Origin of the sequence: Spiroplasma endosymbiont of Phycita roborella, from assembly GCF_964031195.1 — a bacterium.
Lineage (GTDB): Bacteria > Bacillota_I > Bacilli_A > Mycoplasmatales > VBWQ01 > Spiroplasma_E > Spiroplasma_E ixodetis_A.
Genome location: NZ_CAXIQJ010000004.1, coordinates 617,095 through 634,607, shown reverse-complemented (window position 1 = coordinate 634,607; position 17,513 = coordinate 617,095). Strand labels below are relative to the sequence as shown.

Here is a 17,513-nt window from a genome sequence, read left to right as displayed (position 1 = left end):
TTAAAATCAAAGTATCTTTTAATTTGTTAATAAATTTAGGTGAACTAATGGCAGAAAAATCTTTACTACAAATGAAAATTAAACTTTTACCTAATATTGCTGGATGCTATTTATTTAAAGATATACATAATAATTTAATTTATGTTGGTAAAGCTAATTCATTAAAAAAACGAGTAACTTCATATTTAAATAAAGCCAGTAATTTTAAAACAATGTTATTAGTTAATGATATTCATGATGTTGAATACATTACGACATCTAATGAAAAAGAGGCTTTAATTTTAGAACAAACATTGATTAAAAAACATCATCCTAAATATAATATTTTGTTAGCAGATGATAAAAAATATCCTTATATTCAAATCACTAATAATCGTGATCCACAATATCGTTATGTACGTAGTGCTACTAAAAAAGAGGGACATTATTATGGACCATTTCCCGATGGTACTGGTGCGCGTGAAATTTTAAAGTTATTGGAACGAATTTTTCCATTACGAAAATGTGCTGGTAATCTTGGTAAACCTTGTTTATATTATCATTTACAGCAATGTTCTGGCGCTTGTTTTAAATCAGTACCTATTACTTATTATGAAGATATGATTAGTAAAATTGATCAATTTTTCAAAGGGAATGTTACTGCTGTTAAAAAAATATTAATTAATAATATGAATATTAGTGTTGAAAACTTACAATTTGAAAATGCTAATCGTATTAAAATTTTGTTATCAAAAATAGATCTATTTTTATCACAACAAGTTGTTGAGTTTCAAGATTATGGAAATCGCGATTTTATTAATTTTTTAATTGAAAATGAAATGGTTGTTTTAATTACTTTATTTTATCGTAATGGTAAATTGCAAGCTAAAGATGAACAAATAGTTCAAAATAATTACTTAGAAATTCAAGATTTAATTCGTAATTATTGTCAACAACTATATAGTAAAAATACATTGCCAAATGAAATATATTTACCATCAAATATTGATTTAAAACAATTAAAATTATTATTTCCACAAATAAAATTTATTAATCCAATTAAAGGAACAAAAGAACATATTTTAACATTGGCAAAAACCAATGCCATTTATGCATGAAATAATTATTTACAGACTAATCAGTTTAATGCGCCGTTAAATATGATGAAAGTATTATCACAATGATTAAAAATTCCTAATTTAAATCATTTAGAGGTTTTTGATGTTTCTAATCTTCAACAAAGTGCTAGTGTTGGTGGTATGATTGTTTATAAGAATGGTAATCCTAGTTTTAATGATTATCGCAAATTTTTATTAGATCCAAAAATTGTTGATGATTATCATCGTTTTTGTGAAATGATTTATCGTAGATATCATCACTTAGTTATTAATAAATTGCCACTTCCTGATTTAATTATTGTTGATGGTGGAAAACCACAAATTAGTGCTACATTAGAACAACTAACATTATTAAACTTAACAATTCCTATTATTGGATTAGTTAAAAATAAAAAACATCAAACTGATAAAATTATAAATGATAAAATGCAAATTATTAATATTCCTAAGACTGATGCTTGTTTTTTATTTTTGAGTAAATTACAAGATCAAGTTCATAATTATGCAATTAAATATCATAAAGCAAAGCGAAGTCAATCAATGATAAGTAGTGTTTTATCATCAGTACCAAGAATTGGTTTACAATTACAAAATAAAATATTACAGCAATTTCCAACTTGACAATTATTGCAAAATGCTACAAAAACAGAACTTTCATCATTAGTTAAATCAAAAGTAATTTTAGAAAAACTATGAAAAGAATTACATAGTTTTGAATAATATGTTATTAAGAAATAAATAATAACGTAAATAAGATATTTATCTAAGTTACTAATGTAAAAATATCAAAAGTTAGATAAAAAATATCTTAATGTTTTAAGATATTGAAAATTTTAACGTATTGCTTTCGTTTGTGAAAGAATTTTGCATTTGTAAATCGATACTACTAATATGTTCTCAACTCTCAATACTATTTTTATCTTTTGGCATATAATAGTCAATAATTTTTTTCTATTTTCACTAGCATTTTTATTAATTTCTTTTTTTTCAATTGGATTTCAATTTAGAGATGAAGGAATTAATTGTTTTATAAATACTTTATTTTTATAAGTTAATTGATGTTCTTTTTTAATAGTCAAAGTATTTTTTGGTTGTAATAACATACAAGCATGATTTCATGCCGAATTTCCCGAATTATCTTGATAATCAATATCAACTGGTCATTCATTTATTAAATAAGTTACTAATTTTTGTCAATCATTTAATACTGCTATATGTAATAATGAATAATTTTCTTTTCCAAACTTTAGAATATTAATAAAATCTTTTTTTAGAAAATGATTATTAAGTTCTGAATTAATATTTTTAAGTTTTTGATTTAAATTATGTTTATAGTTATCAATGATTTCAATAATTTCTTCTTGATTATTTTTTCAAATTTCATTATCATTTTGATTATCTTTTATTTCATTAGTTTTTTTTAGTTGTTCATTTAAAACATTATTAATGTTTAGTATCATTTCTTTAGCATTTATTAAATTTTCTGCCTTTAGTTGATTTAGTTGATTTATTTGCTCGATTATTCTTGCTATTTTTATATGGTTATTTTTATTGGCCATCATTAAAGCTGTATTACCATTTTGATTTGCATAATTAAGATTAGCGTTATTTTCTATTAAACTATTAACAATTTTTAAAAAACCATTTTCAGCAGCTAAGATTAAAGCCGTATCACCAACTTGATTTGTATGATTAACATTGGCGCCATTTTTTATTAAAGCATTAGTAATTTCTAAAAAACCATTTTCAGCAGCTATCATTAAAGGACTGTAACCAGATTGATCTGAATAATTAACATTAACATTTTTTGCTAGTAAAGTGTTAACTATTTCCAAATAACCTTTTCAAGTACTTCATATTAAAGCTGTATCACCTTTTTCATTTACATAATTAATATTGGTATTATGTATTATTAAACTATTAACTATATTTAGATAACCATTTCGCGCGCTTCATATTAAAGCATTATTATTTATTTGATTTGTATGATCGGCATTAGCATTATGCGCTATTATAACATTAGCTATATCTAAATATCCGTTTGTAGCGGCTCACTTGAAAGCAGTGTAACCTTCTATATTTTCATGATTAATATTAATATTATGTTGCATTATTAAGCTATTAACAATATTTAAGTGTCCGTTTCTGGCGGCTCATATTAAAGCTGTATCACCATAACGATTTTCATGATTAATATTAGCAAAATTATCGATTAAGAGATTAATGATTTCATGGTGTCCGTTTCTGGCAGCTAAGATTAAAGCGGTTTCATCATTATCTTCATTTATATGATTAACATTGGCATTATGTGTTATTAATACATTAACGATATTTAAGTGTCCGTTTTTAGCAGCTAGTGTTAAAGCAGTATTATTAAAATTATTAGGATGATCAATATTAATATTATGTTGCATTATTAAGATATTAACGATATTTAAGTGTCCGTTTTTAGCAGCTAAGATTAAAGCAGTTTCATTACCATTATTTTCATGATTAATATTAGCGTTATTTTCTATTAGTGTATTAACTATTTCAATATGATTATTTTCAGCAGCTAATAATAAAGCAGTATTACCAAATATATTAGCATGATTAATATTAGCATCATTTTCTAGTAAAGTTTTAACGATATTTAAGTGTCCATTTCAGTCGGATAGTGTTAAAGCACTAAATTATTTATAGTTAAATAATTAACATCAGCAACATTATTTATCAGTAAAATATTAATTGTATCTAAATCGCCATTTCAAGCACTATTTATTAATTTTTCATTTAAATCGTCATTCATTTTTTTACTCCTTTAACAATAAAAAACCCATTTATTTTGTAAACATTAAAATAAGTAAGCGATAAAATTCTATAATCTTTATAAGATTATTATATTTATTTTTTTTATGATTCAAATATTAACTTTTAATTAATTTAAAAGTTAATAGTTTTTTTATATTTATTTTTATAGCTGTTTTATTAATAATTAAAAATTATTAGTTAAATATTTATTTTAAATGTATTATCTTAAATTTTGTATAGAAACCTTTAACTTTAAATTATAAAATTGATTTAGTTCTTTTATCGACATTATCTTTAAATAAATAAATATATGATAAAATGAAAATGAAATAAATTGTAGTAAGGAGTTTTTTTTCATGGCAAATAAACCAAAAAACAATGTTTATAATGAATCATCAATTCAAATTTTAGAAGGTCTAGAAGCAGTTAGAAAAAGACCTGGAATGTATATTGGTTCTACTGATAATCGTGGTCTTCATCATCTAGTTTGAGAAATTGTTGATAATGGTATTGATGAAGCATTAGCTGGTTTTTGTACTAGTATTGTTGTTACTATTAATGTTGATAAGTCAGTTACTGTTGAAGACAATGGTCGTGGTGTTCCAACTGGTATGCATGCTTCAAAAAAAAGTACTCCCGAAGTTATTTATACGGTTTTACATGCTGGTGGAAAATTTGACACTAATAGTTATAAAACCTCGGGTGGTTTACATGGCGTTGGTGCTTCAGTAGTAAATGCTTTAAGTAATTGAATGATTGTTACTATTCATCGTGATAAAAAAATTCATGAAATTAAATTTAAAAATGGTGGTAAGATTGATCAAAGTTTAAAAATGATTGGTAACACTTATAAAACAGGAACTAGGGTACAATTTTTACCTGATTTTCATCGCGTTTTTCTAGGTTGTGATTGAAATGTTCATTTATTTGAACAACATTTACGTGAAAGTGCTTTTTTAATTAATGATTTAAGTATTCAATTAATTGATAAGAGGACAGGTACTGAAGAAACTTTTCATTATGAAAATGGCTTAGTTGCTTTTATGCAATATTTAAATAAAGATAAAAAAAATTTATCACCAATTGTTAGTTTAAAAGGTAAACAAAATAATATTGACGTTGAAATTGTATTACAATATACGGAAGATTATAGCGAAACGTTAGTAGGGTTTGCCAATAACGTTAAAACTGTTGATGGTGGAAGTCATTTAGTTGGTTTTAAAAGTGGTTTAACAAAAGCTATTAATGAATATGCAAGAAAACAAGAATTATTAAAAGCAAAAGATAAAAATTTAGAAGGTAATGATTTGCGAGAAGGTTTGGTTGCTATTGTTTCGTTGCGTATTCCTGAAAATTTAATTCAATACGAAGGTCAAACAAAAGGTAAATTAGGAACGCCCGAAGCAAGAATTGTTGTTGATAATATTGTTAATGAAAGATTTTCATTTTGACTTCACGAAAATAGTGATGCTGCTAAAAAAATTATTGATAAAGCCATTAAGGCTCGTGATATTCGTAATGCTTTAAGAAAAGAACGTGAATCATTGCGTAATAAAAGTAAAGATACGCAAAAATTTTTAGTAGGTAAATTGGTGCCCGCACAAAGTAAAAATCCTAATATTAATGAATTATTTTTAGTGGAAGGAGATTCCGCTGGTGGCAGTGCCAAGTCAGGTCGTGATCGTAAGTTCCAAGCGATATTACCGTTAAAAGGAAAAGTAATTAATGCCGAAAAAACTAAAGTAATTGATCTTTTTAATAATGAGGAAATTAGTATGATTATTAATGCGATTGGTGCTGGTGTTGGTAACGAATTTAGTATTGAAAATTGTAATTATAATAAAGTCATTATTATGACTGATGCCGATACTGATGGTGCCCATATTCAAATTTTATTACTAACTTTTTTCTATCGTTATATGCGAGATTTAATTACTTCGGGTAATATTTATATTGCATTACCGCCTTTATTTAAAATTTCTTTTAAAGAAGAAGAGCAAGAGAAACATGTATATGTTTGAAATGAGTTAGAATTAAAAGATAAAGTTGAAACAATTAAAGGTAAATATGACCTGCAACGTTATAAAGGTTTAGGAGAAATGAATGCTGAACAATTATGAGAAACAACTATGGACCCAAACGTCCGTCAATTAATTAAAATTACTATTGAGGATGCTCTATCAGCAGAAACAGAAATTCAAATATTAATGGGTGATAAACCAGAAAAAAGACGAAAATGAATTGAAGAAAATATTTCTTTTGAAGCTAGTGATTATTAAGAAAAAAAGGAGTTTATAAGTTATGAATAGTAAAGAAGAGATTCAACAAAATAATGAACAAATTTTATCTTATCCTATTGATGATATTGTTGCAGAACGTTTTGGTCGATATGCCAAATATATTATTTTAGAACGAGCATTGCCCGATGTCCGTGATGGTTTGAAGCCAGTTCAACGTCGAATTTTGCATGCTATGAATGATTTGGGTTTAACCAATGATAAAGCATATAAAAAAGCAGCTCGTGTTGTTGGAGAAGTAATTGGTAAATATCATCCTCATGGTGATACAGCGGTTTATGCTGCGATGTGTAGAATGGCACAAGAGTGAAAGGTAGCATGACCATTAGTACAAATGCACGGTAATAAAGGTTCAATTGATGGTGATAATCCTGCTGCGATGCGATATACAGAAGCACGTTTATCATTAATTTCAGAATTATTATTGAAGGATATTAAGAAAAATACTATTAGTTTAATTAAAAATTTTGATGAATCAGAAACAGAACCAACAGTTTTACCTGCCTATTTTCCAAATTTATTAGTAAATGGTGCTTCTGGAATTGCCGTTGGAATGGCAACTAATATTCCACCTCATAATTTACAAGAAGTAATTAATGCAATTGTCATGAGAATTAATAATCCACAATGTAATTTAAGCGAATTAATGCGTGTTATTAAGGGTCCTGACTTTCCAACCGGAGGAATTATTCAAGGTATTAAAGGTATTAAAGAAGCTTATCGTTCTGGTAAGGGGCGAATTGCAATTCGTGCCAAAACTCATATTAATAATGAAGGTGAAATTCCACAAATAATTATTACCGAAATTCCATTTGAAGTTATTAAACAAGATTTAATTAAAAAAATTGATGATGTTAAAACATTAGCAAAAATTCATGGTATTAAAGAAGTACGTGATGAAACGGATCGTTTTGGTTTACGAATAGTTATTGATTTAGTAGAAAATAGTAAACCACAAGAAATTTTAAATTATTTATTTAAAAATACCAATTTACAAATTTATTATAACTTTAATTTAGTAGCAATTGCTAACAAAAAACCAGTACAAATGAGTTTAATTAATATGTTAGATTTTTATATTAATCATCAAATTGATGTTGTTACTAAGCGTTCACAATATGACTTAGCACAATTAGAACGAAGATTAGAGATTGTTAATGGTTTAGTTATTGCATTAAGTGAAGTTGATAAAGTAATTAAAATTATTAGAACATCAACTGACCGTATGCAAGCAAAATTAAATTTAATATCAGCTTTTAATTTTACTGATATTCAAGCAGAAGCAATTGTACAATTGCGTTTATATCGTTTAACTGCTACTGATATTCAATCATTAGTTTTAGAAAAAGCAGATATTGAAAGTAAAATTATTGTTTTACAAGAAATTCTTAATAATGAAAATTCACTACGTCAAGTTATTATTACTGAGTTAGAACAAATTAATTCTCATTTTTCTGGATTAAGAAAATCACAAATTCAAGGTGAAATTTCTGAAATTACAATTGATGAAAAAGCAACATTGCGACAAGAAAATGTATTTGTTAGTATTAGTTATGATGGTTGAATTAAGGTAATAAGTAGTAAAGTATTTTTACAAAATCTTGATTATCAAGATTTTGGGCGTAAGCCAAATGATGTTATTATTGGTGGAGCAATGTTCAATAATTTTAATAATTTATTATTTTTTACAAATAAAGGTAATTATTTTTTAATACCAATTTTTAAATTAGAAGAAAATAAATGGAAAGATAATGGTATTCATGTTAATACGTTATGTAAACTTGAAGGAAATGAAAAAATTATTAGTGTTGCGCAAGTTAATAGTTTTGAACAGCCAAATGTAAATATAGTAGTCGCTACTAGATATGGTTTAATTAAAAGAATGCCACTTTTAGAGTTAGCAACTACCAGATTTAATAAAACCGCCAAATATGTTAAGTTAAAAGAGAACGATAGTGTTATTAGTGTTAATAGTACTACCGGTCATGATTTTATTGTTATTAGTACTCGCAAGGGTATGACTTTAAAATATTTAGAAACGAAAGTTCCATTATTAACTAAAACTGCAACAGGTGTTAAAGCTTTGAAAATTAATTCTGAAGAAGATGAAGTGGTAGGAATGGCTTGTGGTAATAGTAATGATATTTATGCAATGTTAACATCAGTTGGAACAATTAAACGAATGTTATTCAATACTATTGAACAAACTTCACGAACAACAAAAGGTAATAAAGTAATAAAAGTTCCTAAAAGTAAAAGTATTAGTATTATTAAAACTTTCTTATCACCAGCAACATCTTTTATTAATATATTAACGAAAAAAGAAAAATGATTAGTGATTAAAGCAAGTGACATTAATCTTAGCAAGGTAAATGAAGGAACTGGCAAAGTAGTTGCTGATGATATTATTGCTGGCGGTAGTAATTTAGTGATTGATTTAAAAACTGATGTTATTGATGCTGATATATCATCAATATCAGAAAATTTGGATGGAAAAGAAAACAACAATGGTATTTAAAATAAACTTTTTTGTTGAAAATTATGGACTTTTTAAAGAATTAGTTTTTTTGATTTTCATAATATAAATTTAAATAATAATTTTAGTTAAGAGTGAATAGGATATGACTTATATCAATGCTATAATTATTATGGTAGTGATTTAAGGAGGAAGTATAGATGACAAATAATATTATTAAATATCAATCTCTAATTAATGGTGAGTTGTATAAAAATGGTAATTGAATATCAGTTATCAATCCCACCACTAATAAAATAGCAGGCCAAGTTCCTGCCTTAACTAAAGTTGAAATTAAAAAAGTATATGAATCTGCAAAATTTGCTCAAAAAAATTGAGAACAAATGCCTATTTTAAAAAGAATTTCTTTTTTAAATTCTTGAAAACAATTAATTATTCGCGATAAATTAATACTTGCTGAATTAATGACTAATGAAATTGCTAAAGGCACAAAAGCAGCTTGCAGTGAAATTGATAGAACAGTTGAATATATTGAATATACTTTACAAGAAGCATTACGTCTTCATCCTGAATCTTATACAGGTGATAGTTGAGGAAGTATGAACAAATTAGCTGTTTTTGAATACGTACCAAAAGGAATTGTTCTTGCTATTTCCCCTTTTAATTATCCGATAAATTTATCAGTCTCTAAAATATTTCCAGCACTTGTGACTGGTAATAGTGTTGTTTTTAAACCCGCAACACAAGGATCATTGGTGGGATTACACTTAGCTAAATTAGCTAAAGAAGCTAACATTCCTAATGGTGTTTTTAATGCTATAAGTGGTAAAGGTAGTGAAATTGGTGATAGTTTAGTTGAAAATGAAGCAATTAATGTTATTTCTTTTACTGGTAGTGCTGTTGTTGGTAATCGTATTTCACAGAAATCTTTAAAAGCTGATTTGATTTTAGAATTAGGAGGTAAAGATCCAGCAATAGTGCTTAATGATGCTGATCTTGAAGATACAGCAACCAAAATCATTAAAGGTGCATTTAGTTATTCAGGACAACGCTGTACTGCTATTAAAAGAGTGTTAGTACAAAGAACAATTAGTAGCAAATTAATTCCAATTTTAAAAGAAAAAGTTGAAAAGTTAACTGTTGGTTTGCCCACAGATGATTGTGATATTACTCCTGTTATTGATCAACCAACAGTTGATAATGCTAAAAAATTAATTAAAGATGCTTTAGATAAAGGAGCCAATTGTTTAGTTGGTAATAAATTTAAAGAAAATTTAATGTGACCAACTATTATTACTGACGTAACAACAAAAATGAATTTAGCATGAGAAGAACCTTTTGCACCATTGTTGCCGATTATTATTTTTGATGAAGTAAAAGAAGCAATTAATATTGCAAATGATTCACAATATGGTTTACAAGCTTCTGTTTTTACTACTAATATTAATAGTGCAATGAGTATTGCTAAATTATTAGAAGTTGGAAGTGTTAATATTAACGATCAGTCACAACGTGGTCCCGATCACTTTTCTTTTGTTGGTGTTAAGGATTCGGGTCTTGGCGTACAAGGTATTCGTCCTTCGTTACTTGCTTTTACTAGACCAAAAGGGATTGTTATTAATTGAAAAACAAAAATTTAAAAGAAAAAATAAAACTTATTTTAATAAAAAAATAAGTTTTATTTTTTTATTAAAATAGTGGTAAGATAAAAATGTAATAAATTTTTGTCCTTGTTAATTAGATTTTTATTTTTTTAACATTCTTATATAAAAAGCATAATAAAAATATTACATATCATTGTAACTTTTATTTTAAAAAGTAAGTTATTAAAATAGTGCCGAGGATAAAGTACTGTTACATGAAATGCAAAAAATATGGAGGTAAATATGGCAAAACGAAAAATTGTCCTTGTTGGATGTGGAGCTGTTGGTAGTAGTTTTATTTACAGTGCCATTAATCAAGGTTTAGCCCAAGAATATGTATTAATTGATGCTTTTGAAGGTATAGCTGAAGGTAATGCGATTGATTTTGCTGATTGTCAAGCAGCTTTAGATCATCCTTTTATTTCAATTAAGGCGGGAAATTACAGCAATTGTAAAGATGCTGATATTATTGTTATTACTGCTGGAAGACCACAAAAAGATGGTGAAACAAGATTAAATATGGTAGCAGATAATGCCAAAATTATGAAGAGCATTGCTTTAGAAATTAAAAAATCAGGATTTAAAGGTGTTACTATTATTGCATCTAATCCTGTTGATATTATGACAACTGTTTATCAAAAAATTACACAATTTGATTATCATCAAGTATTAGGTTCTGGTACAATTTTAGATACCTTATGTTTACAATATTTAATTGGAGAAAAAATTGCAGTTAATCCAAAGTCAGTTGCTGCTTATGTAATTGGTGAACATGGTGATTCTTCAATGATTCCTTGAAGTTCGGTTTCGGTAGGTAATAAAACTATTTATCAACAAATTACTGAAGGTAGAATTAAAGAAAAAGATTTAGAAGAATTAAGAAAAGAAGTAGCACAAAGAGCTTATAAAATTATTAAATTAAAGCGTGCAACTTTTTATGGTATTGGTGCAGCATTGGCATTATTAGTAAGAAATATCCTTGAAGGACAAAATCACGTTTTAGTAGCAGGAAGTGTTTATATTTCTCATGCCACTCGTTCATCTACTGCTAAATTTTTATTAATAGGATTAGTAATTATGGTTTTTGCCTTATCTGGTTTTTCTCACGTTGTAGCAAATTTTTATGTTTGAGGATTAGGGCCTTTATTTAATATTTATGGAATTCATAGTGGATTTAATGACTTTTTACAATTTGGTTATCAAGTACAACTTCCAACCTTATTTGGTAATTTTATTGGTGGTGGTATTTTATTACCTGGTATGTATTATTTAATCTTTAGAAAAGAATTACCAAAAATAACATTATAAATATATTATTAGTTTAATATAAAAATTAATCCATTACTTTAGTTTTAAGTAATGGATTTATTAATTTTATGAAAATAAATTAATTGTAAATAGAAGTTATTTGATAAGTATATTTTAAAATTTGTCAAATTAAAGATTTTAAAAAGGAGAATGGTTTTGATAAAAAATATTTTTTAGAAAATAGATTAGAATACTTTAATATTAATTTTTTATTGCATTTATTTTTTTTGAAAATTAAAATGTAATTAACTTCTTAAATTTAAGAAGTTAATGGGGAAAAAAGGGGGTTTTCATCATAAAAGCATTATTAAAAACATTAAGTGTTTTAACACTTGCAACAACTGTTAGCAGTTTAAGTAGTATTTTAAATACTAATAATATAGGTACGAATGCTAATCAGTTACAAGATTTAAAATATAATCTTCAACAAAGTAAAGATGATATTTCTTTAATTAATTTGAATAAAAAAGGTAAATTTTATTTTTTTAATAATAATCTTGGTTTAGTGATTAATGGAAATCAATTATGATTTTTAGATAAAGATAAGAAGTTTCAAGAAATTTCTAATCCTGATCATATAAGATTCACTGAATTCACTAATGGTCAAGGAGGAAATTACGGAATTTTAACAGAAAAATTTACCAAAAACCTGTATTTATTAACTTCTAATGGTGTTTTAACTTCATTAAAAATAGAAATATTTAAAGAATTTAATCTTTATGGCAAGGTAACAGCAATTAGTAATACAAAATTTTTAATTGAAACAAAAATTTTAAATCACACTATACTTACTCTTGGAGAAATAAAAGATCAAAAATTAATGCCATTAAAATTTGTTTCTTTATTTCATACAATAAAAGAAATTAACTATATTCGTGATGATGAAGTTATTATTAAGTCAGATAATGGAGACTATAGTCTTTTAGTAAGTAATTCCGATTTTACTATTAATAAATTATCGTGAACAGCAAAATATTTTTTTAAAACTAATAGAGAAGTTTGAGTAATTAAAGATGATAATAATCAAGTATTAATTTATGATTATGTAAGTAATACATATTCTGAATTAGATCTTTATGGAATTGATATTATTAGATTAAATAGTAAAACATATATTTTAAAAGAAGATAGTAAAAATATTCAAATTATTGATTCATCAGGTCAAGTTATTAAAGGAAAATATAATTTTGAAATTTCTGATGATTATGATTTATTGAATATTAATAGTCAATTATTACTTTTATTTGATCGACAACAAAAAATGACAGTTAGAATAATTGAGAGAAATCTTAATTCTGAAAATGAATTAGTTGTATTAAAAACAATAAATTTAACTAATGAAATAAGTGAAATAAAATTATTAAATAATCAAGAAAATAAGGGTAAATCTTCAACTAATTTTTTCGTTAAAACATTAAATAATCCAAATTATGTTCTTAATATTGATGCAAATATAAACAAAATTGAGAATTTAGAAGTTAATACTAAAAGTATTCCTGATGGAATGAATGGCGAAATTAATAGATATAATAAAACAGTTAGTATTTTTACACAGTATAAAACTGATGACTTATATTGATATCAAGTATTTTAAATAATATTATTTAAATAATTACCTAGTTACTGATATTTTGTATTTTTAATATTAGTAACATTTTTTCATATAAGGAAGTTTAAAAATAATTCCTTTATTTAATTGAACTAACTATTTAATTATGCAATAATATTGTATTGTATATAACTCAATTATTATTAAGGAGGCGCACAATGCGTGATGGATTAACTTTAAGATGTGAAGTTTGCAAAGAAGAAAATTATATTGCTGATCGTAATAAAAAAACTAAGCCTGAAAAATTAGAAACAAAAAAACATTGTTCTCGTTGTAATCAACATACACTACATAAAGAAAAGAAATAAGTTTTACTTATTTCTTTTCTTTAATTTACAGTACAATATACTTAGTTATTAATTAATGATTTATTAAAAGGATTGAATTTAAAATGAAAAATTTAAATAAAAAAGAAATTATTGAAACAATATTAACCAAAAATAAAATAGATGCTATGTTATTTTACTCTCCCGAAAATCGCTTTTGATATAGTGATTTTATTTCAACGTTAGGTTATTTATTGATTAGCAAAAATGATGCAAATTTATTATTAGATGGAAGATATATTACTGAGGGAAAAGAAAATGCCAAAAATGTTAAATGCATTCAATTTAGTAATATTTTTTCTTCGTTGAAAGATTTATTAAAATCACAAAAAATTAAAAAAATTGGTTTTGAAGCAGAATATATTACTATTGCTCAATTAGAAAGTTGAAAGCAAGAAATTAAAGATATTGAATTTGTTCCAATTTATGTTAGTTCATTAAGAATGATTAAAGATGAAATCGAAATTGCACGAATTGCAAAAGCTTGTGCTATTGGTGATTTGGCTTTTAATGAAGTTTTAAGCTTTATCCGACCTGGTGTTAGTGAAAAAGATGTTGAAGATATAATATTACGTTCATTTGTTAAAAATGGTGCAACAAAAGCATCATTTGATACTATTGTTGCTTCTGGAGAAAGAGGAGCAATGCCTCATGGTAAAGCTAGTAATAAAAAAATTGGCAATAATGAGTTAATTACTTGTGATTTTGGTTGTGTATATGAAGGTTTTTGTTCAGATATGACTAGAACCTTTGCGATTGGTAAAGTTAATCCAAAATTAATTGAAATTCATGAAATAGTTAAATCAGCACAAATGGCAGGAATTAAGGCTGTAAAACCAGGTATAGCTATTGGTGAAATTGATAAGATTTGTAGAGAATATATTAAAGAAAAGGGTTATGAACAATATTTTACTCATGGTACTGGTCATGGACTTGGTATTGAAATTCATGAATCGCCTTGAGTTATTAAAAATGAATCTACTATTTTAGTTCCGGGAATGGTTATTACTGTTGAACCAGGTATTTATATTCCTAATTTAGGTGGTGTTAGAATTGAAGATGATATTTTAGTTACCAAAGATGGTTATCAAATTTTAACAAAATCATCTCGTGAAATTGACATTTGAAAGGAGAAAAAATAAAAATGATTAACGTTAATGATTTTAAACCAGGAATTACTTTTTTACATAATAAAACTGATATTTTAATAGTTATTGAATCAGCACATTCTAAAAGTGGACGTGGACAAGCGCATGTGAAGGTAAAAGCAAAAAATTTAAGGACACAAGCTATTATTAGTATTACTTTTACCGGTGGTGATACAGTTTATCCAGCTATTATTGATAAACGACCAGCAATTTATAGTTATGATGATGGTATGTATTCAGTTTTTATGGATAATGAAGATTATAATGAAATTAGGATTGATCAATCACGCTTATCATGAGAAAAAAAATTTTTAGTTCCTGGTAATGAAGTATCATTAAGGGTTTATAAAAATTTAGAAATATTAGGTATTGATTTACCTCCTTCGGTAGTATTAGCGGTTGTTGATGCTCCACCAGGAGTCAAGGGAAATAGTGTTTCTAATACGACAAAAACAGCTATTTTAGAAAATGGTTTACAATTACAAGTACCAATGTTTATTAATAATGGTGATAAAATTGTAGTAAGTACAGATGAAGGGAAATACAAAACTCGCGCTTAAGAAAGGTGAATATTATGGAAATACTTATTGAAGAAAGTAAAGTTGGAACATTAAAATTATCTTCGTTAGTTATTAAAAAATTTATTTATATGTTATTAATTAATGATAACTATCAATTAATATTAGAAGATGTTGAAGTTCTAATGTTAGAAACAAATGATATTACTGCTATTAATAATAATATTGTTCTGCGAATAAAATTAATTGTTAATCCAAATGAAGATTTAGTAAATTTAAAAAATAAAATTAATAATTTAATTTTAAGACGTACTGAATCAGCTTTAAATTTATTTTTATTAAATATTCATATAATATTTATTGCTAAAACTAAGGAAGTAGAAATCAACAATGCAAGAACAAAAGAAGATAACCCAGCATCATAAAAGAATTGGCATGATGGAAGTATTATATCAATATTTCCTTGAAGGCCAATCACAACAAGCATTTAAACAATTTCTTTTTGAAGAAGAAGGTAAGAGTTTAATTACTGAACAATGTGAGATATTAAATAAAATAATTGATTATGAATATGATTTAATAGATTTAATTAATAAAAATTTAAAACAAGGATGAGATTTTGAAAATTTAAAACCAATTGAACAAGCAATTTTAATTTTAGCAGTGTATGAAATTGTCCATACTAAAACAGATAAAAAAATTATTATTAATGAAGCTATTATTATAACTAAAGCTTATTGTCCAAATGATGCTTATAAATACATTAATGGTGTTTTAGATAAAATAAATAAGTAATTATAACTAGTATATGATTGAATTTAGTTAATAACTATATTTCTAATATAAATATATTATCTTATTTTAAAGATATTTTTTATGTTATAATGTAATATTTTTGTTCAATGTAACTATTTTTTAAAAATTAATAGTTAAAAAATAAAAAAATAAAGTATAATATACTTTAATTAAGTAACACAATTCAATTAAGTAACACAATTCAATTAAGTAACACAATTCACCGCAAGATAATTTATTAATTATTTTGTTTTTTGTGTTATGATTAGTTTGTTATTAAAGTATATAAAATAAATTGTTATTTATAACAATTGAACTGGAGTTTTTATATATGCAAGAAAATTTTTATATTAAGAAAGTTTATTATGGTGCTTATGTTAAAAATATAGTTTTACCTATGAGTGCTATTTTAAATAATAAGCGTAATGAAGTTGGTATTAAATTAAGTAACACAATTCACCGCAAGATAATTTAATTAAGTAACACAATTCAATTAAGTAACACAATTCACCGCAAGATAATTTATTAATTATTTTGTTTTTTGTGTTATGATTAGTTTGTTATTAAAGTATATAAAATAAATTGTTATTTATAACAATTGAACTGGAGTTTTTATATATGCAAGAAAATTTTTATATTAAGAAAGTTTATTATGGTGCTTATGTTAAAAATATAGTTTTACCTATGAGTGCTATTTTAAATAATAAGCGTAATGAAGTTGGTATTAAAAATTTAGGTATTAATGATAAAAAGTTACGTAATTCTACTATTCGTACTAAAACAAAATTAATACATAAAGCGTATCATAATTTTTATAATTCAAAAGTTTTAAGTTTTGTTACTTTAACTTATGTCGATAATATGCAAGATATTAATAAAGCAAAACATGATATTGCTATATTCTTTAAACGTTTAAAACGTTGATGAAATGACCCTAAACGTGCTAAATATTTAGGTGAATTAAAATATATGTATGTTTATGAATATCAAAAACGCGGTGCTATTCATTTTCATATATTATTTAATAGAAAAATACATAAAAGTATGTTGCCACAATGATGACCATTTGGTTTTAATGATGTAAGAGTTGTTCAAAAAGGTACTAATGAAAATATAGTTAAGTATTTAAGTAAATATGTTGTAAAAGTACAAAATGATATAAAATCTCAAAATCAATATGATTTAGGTGTTCGTGCATATGCTTTTTCTCGTAATTGTTCTAATCCAAAAGTAGTTAAAGGTCAAAAAATAATGTTATATCAACGTTTAATTGATGCTTCTGTTAATGCATTACATACACAATTTTTTAAAAAGAAAATTGATAATTTAGGTCGTACTATACTTTTTGGTGGTAGTTTTGATACTACTGTTTTTGGTGACAATTTTAAAGATTATGATGAATATGTTTCAATTGATAGTATTAGGTTTAGAAATGCAATTAAGCGTGTACCTAGAGTTTTACATTAATTTTAAAATATATTGTTTATTTTTATTTAATATCTATAA

15 protein-coding genes are annotated in these 17,513 nt (G+C 25.2%); 13 read left to right on the top strand and 2 right to left on the bottom strand.

The window, feature by feature from the left end:
- Window positions 1-47 precede the first annotated feature (47 nt).
- Window positions 48-1,817 carry an excinuclease ABC subunit UvrC gene (gene uvrC, locus AAHM95_RS05550; RefSeq protein WP_342274347.1) on the top strand — a complete coding sequence of 590 codons (1,770 nt, stop codon included), beginning with the start codon at window positions 48-50 and terminating at the stop codon, window positions 1,815-1,817.
- Between the two features lie 113 nt (window positions 1,818-1,930).
- Here the strand turns inward: uvrC and AAHM95_RS05545 are convergent, their stop codons facing one another.
- Complete coding sequence (locus AAHM95_RS05545) at window positions 1,931-3,733, bottom strand: ankyrin repeat domain-containing protein (RefSeq protein ID WP_342274380.1); 1,803 nt, start codon at window positions 3,731-3,733, stop codon at window positions 1,931-1,933.
- 23 nt (window positions 3,734-3,756) lie between these two features.
- Window positions 3,757-3,885 carry a hypothetical protein gene (locus AAHM95_RS05540; protein WP_342274346.1) on the bottom strand — a complete coding sequence of 43 codons (129 nt, stop codon included), beginning with the start codon at window positions 3,883-3,885 and terminating at the stop codon, window positions 3,757-3,759.
- A gap of 358 nt (window positions 3,886-4,243) precedes the next feature.
- Between AAHM95_RS05540 and parE the strand changes: the two genes are divergently transcribed.
- The 12 genes from parE (at window position 4,244) to AAHM95_RS05480 (ending at window position 17,474) form a co-directional block, all read left to right on the top strand.
- Window positions 4,244-6,166: a DNA topoisomerase IV subunit B gene (gene parE / locus AAHM95_RS05535; protein ID WP_342274345.1), complete on the top strand. Its 1,923-nt coding sequence runs from the start codon at window positions 4,244-4,246 to the stop codon at window positions 6,164-6,166.
- A gap of 22 nt (window positions 6,167-6,188) precedes the next feature.
- Window positions 6,189-8,702: a DNA topoisomerase IV subunit A gene (parC, locus tag AAHM95_RS05530; RefSeq protein ID WP_342274344.1), complete on the top strand. Its 2,514-nt coding sequence runs from the start codon at window positions 6,189-6,191 to the stop codon at window positions 8,700-8,702.
- Window positions 8,703-8,860: 158 nt separating this feature from the next.
- Entirely contained in the window at window positions 8,861-10,300 is a 1,440-nt protein-coding gene (locus AAHM95_RS05525) for an NADP-dependent glyceraldehyde-3-phosphate dehydrogenase (RefSeq protein WP_342274343.1), read from the top strand.
- Window positions 10,301-10,546: 246 nt separating this feature from the next.
- Complete coding sequence (locus tag AAHM95_RS05520; RefSeq protein ID WP_342274342.1) at window positions 10,547-11,611, top strand: L-lactate dehydrogenase; 1,065 nt, start codon at window positions 10,547-10,549, stop codon at window positions 11,609-11,611.
- Between the two features lie 457 nt (window positions 11,612-12,068).
- Entirely contained in the window at window positions 12,069-13,205 is a 1,137-nt protein-coding gene (locus tag AAHM95_RS05515) for a hypothetical protein (RefSeq protein ID WP_342274341.1), read from the top strand.
- A gap of 173 nt (window positions 13,206-13,378) precedes the next feature.
- Entirely contained in the window at window positions 13,379-13,528 is a 150-nt protein-coding gene (gene rpmG / locus AAHM95_RS05510; protein WP_174481164.1) for a 50S ribosomal protein L33, read from the top strand.
- A gap of 83 nt (window positions 13,529-13,611) precedes the next feature.
- The gene (locus tag AAHM95_RS05505) at window positions 13,612-14,688 is read left to right on the top strand and encodes a M24 family metallopeptidase (RefSeq protein ID WP_338973802.1); all 1,077 of its coding nucleotides are present in this window, start codon (window positions 13,612-13,614) and stop codon (window positions 14,686-14,688) included.
- Window positions 14,689-14,690: 2 nt separating this feature from the next.
- Complete coding sequence (gene efp, locus AAHM95_RS05500; RefSeq protein WP_338975581.1) at window positions 14,691-15,254, top strand: elongation factor P; 564 nt, start codon at window positions 14,691-14,693, stop codon at window positions 15,252-15,254.
- A gap of 14 nt (window positions 15,255-15,268) precedes the next feature.
- Window positions 15,269-15,637, top strand: coding sequence for a hypothetical protein (locus tag AAHM95_RS05495; protein WP_342274340.1), 369 nt, complete (start codon window positions 15,269-15,271; stop codon window positions 15,635-15,637).
- Window positions 15,603-16,007 carry a transcription antitermination factor NusB gene (gene nusB, locus AAHM95_RS05490; protein ID WP_281748253.1) on the top strand — a complete coding sequence of 135 codons (405 nt, stop codon included), beginning with the start codon at window positions 15,603-15,605 and terminating at the stop codon, window positions 16,005-16,007. Before AAHM95_RS05495 ends, nusB begins: the two co-directional genes overlap by 35 nt.
- 331 nt (window positions 16,008-16,338) lie before the next feature.
- Window positions 16,339-16,482, top strand: a complete 144-nt coding sequence (locus AAHM95_RS05485) for a hypothetical protein (RefSeq protein ID WP_342274339.1) — start codon at window positions 16,339-16,341, stop codon at window positions 16,480-16,482.
- Between the two features lie 143 nt (window positions 16,483-16,625).
- On the top strand, window positions 16,626-17,474 hold the full coding sequence (locus tag AAHM95_RS05480) for a rolling circle replication-associated protein (protein WP_342274338.1): 849 nt from the start codon (window positions 16,626-16,628) through the stop codon (window positions 17,472-17,474).
- The last annotated feature ends 39 nt before the right edge of the window (window positions 17,475-17,513 follow it).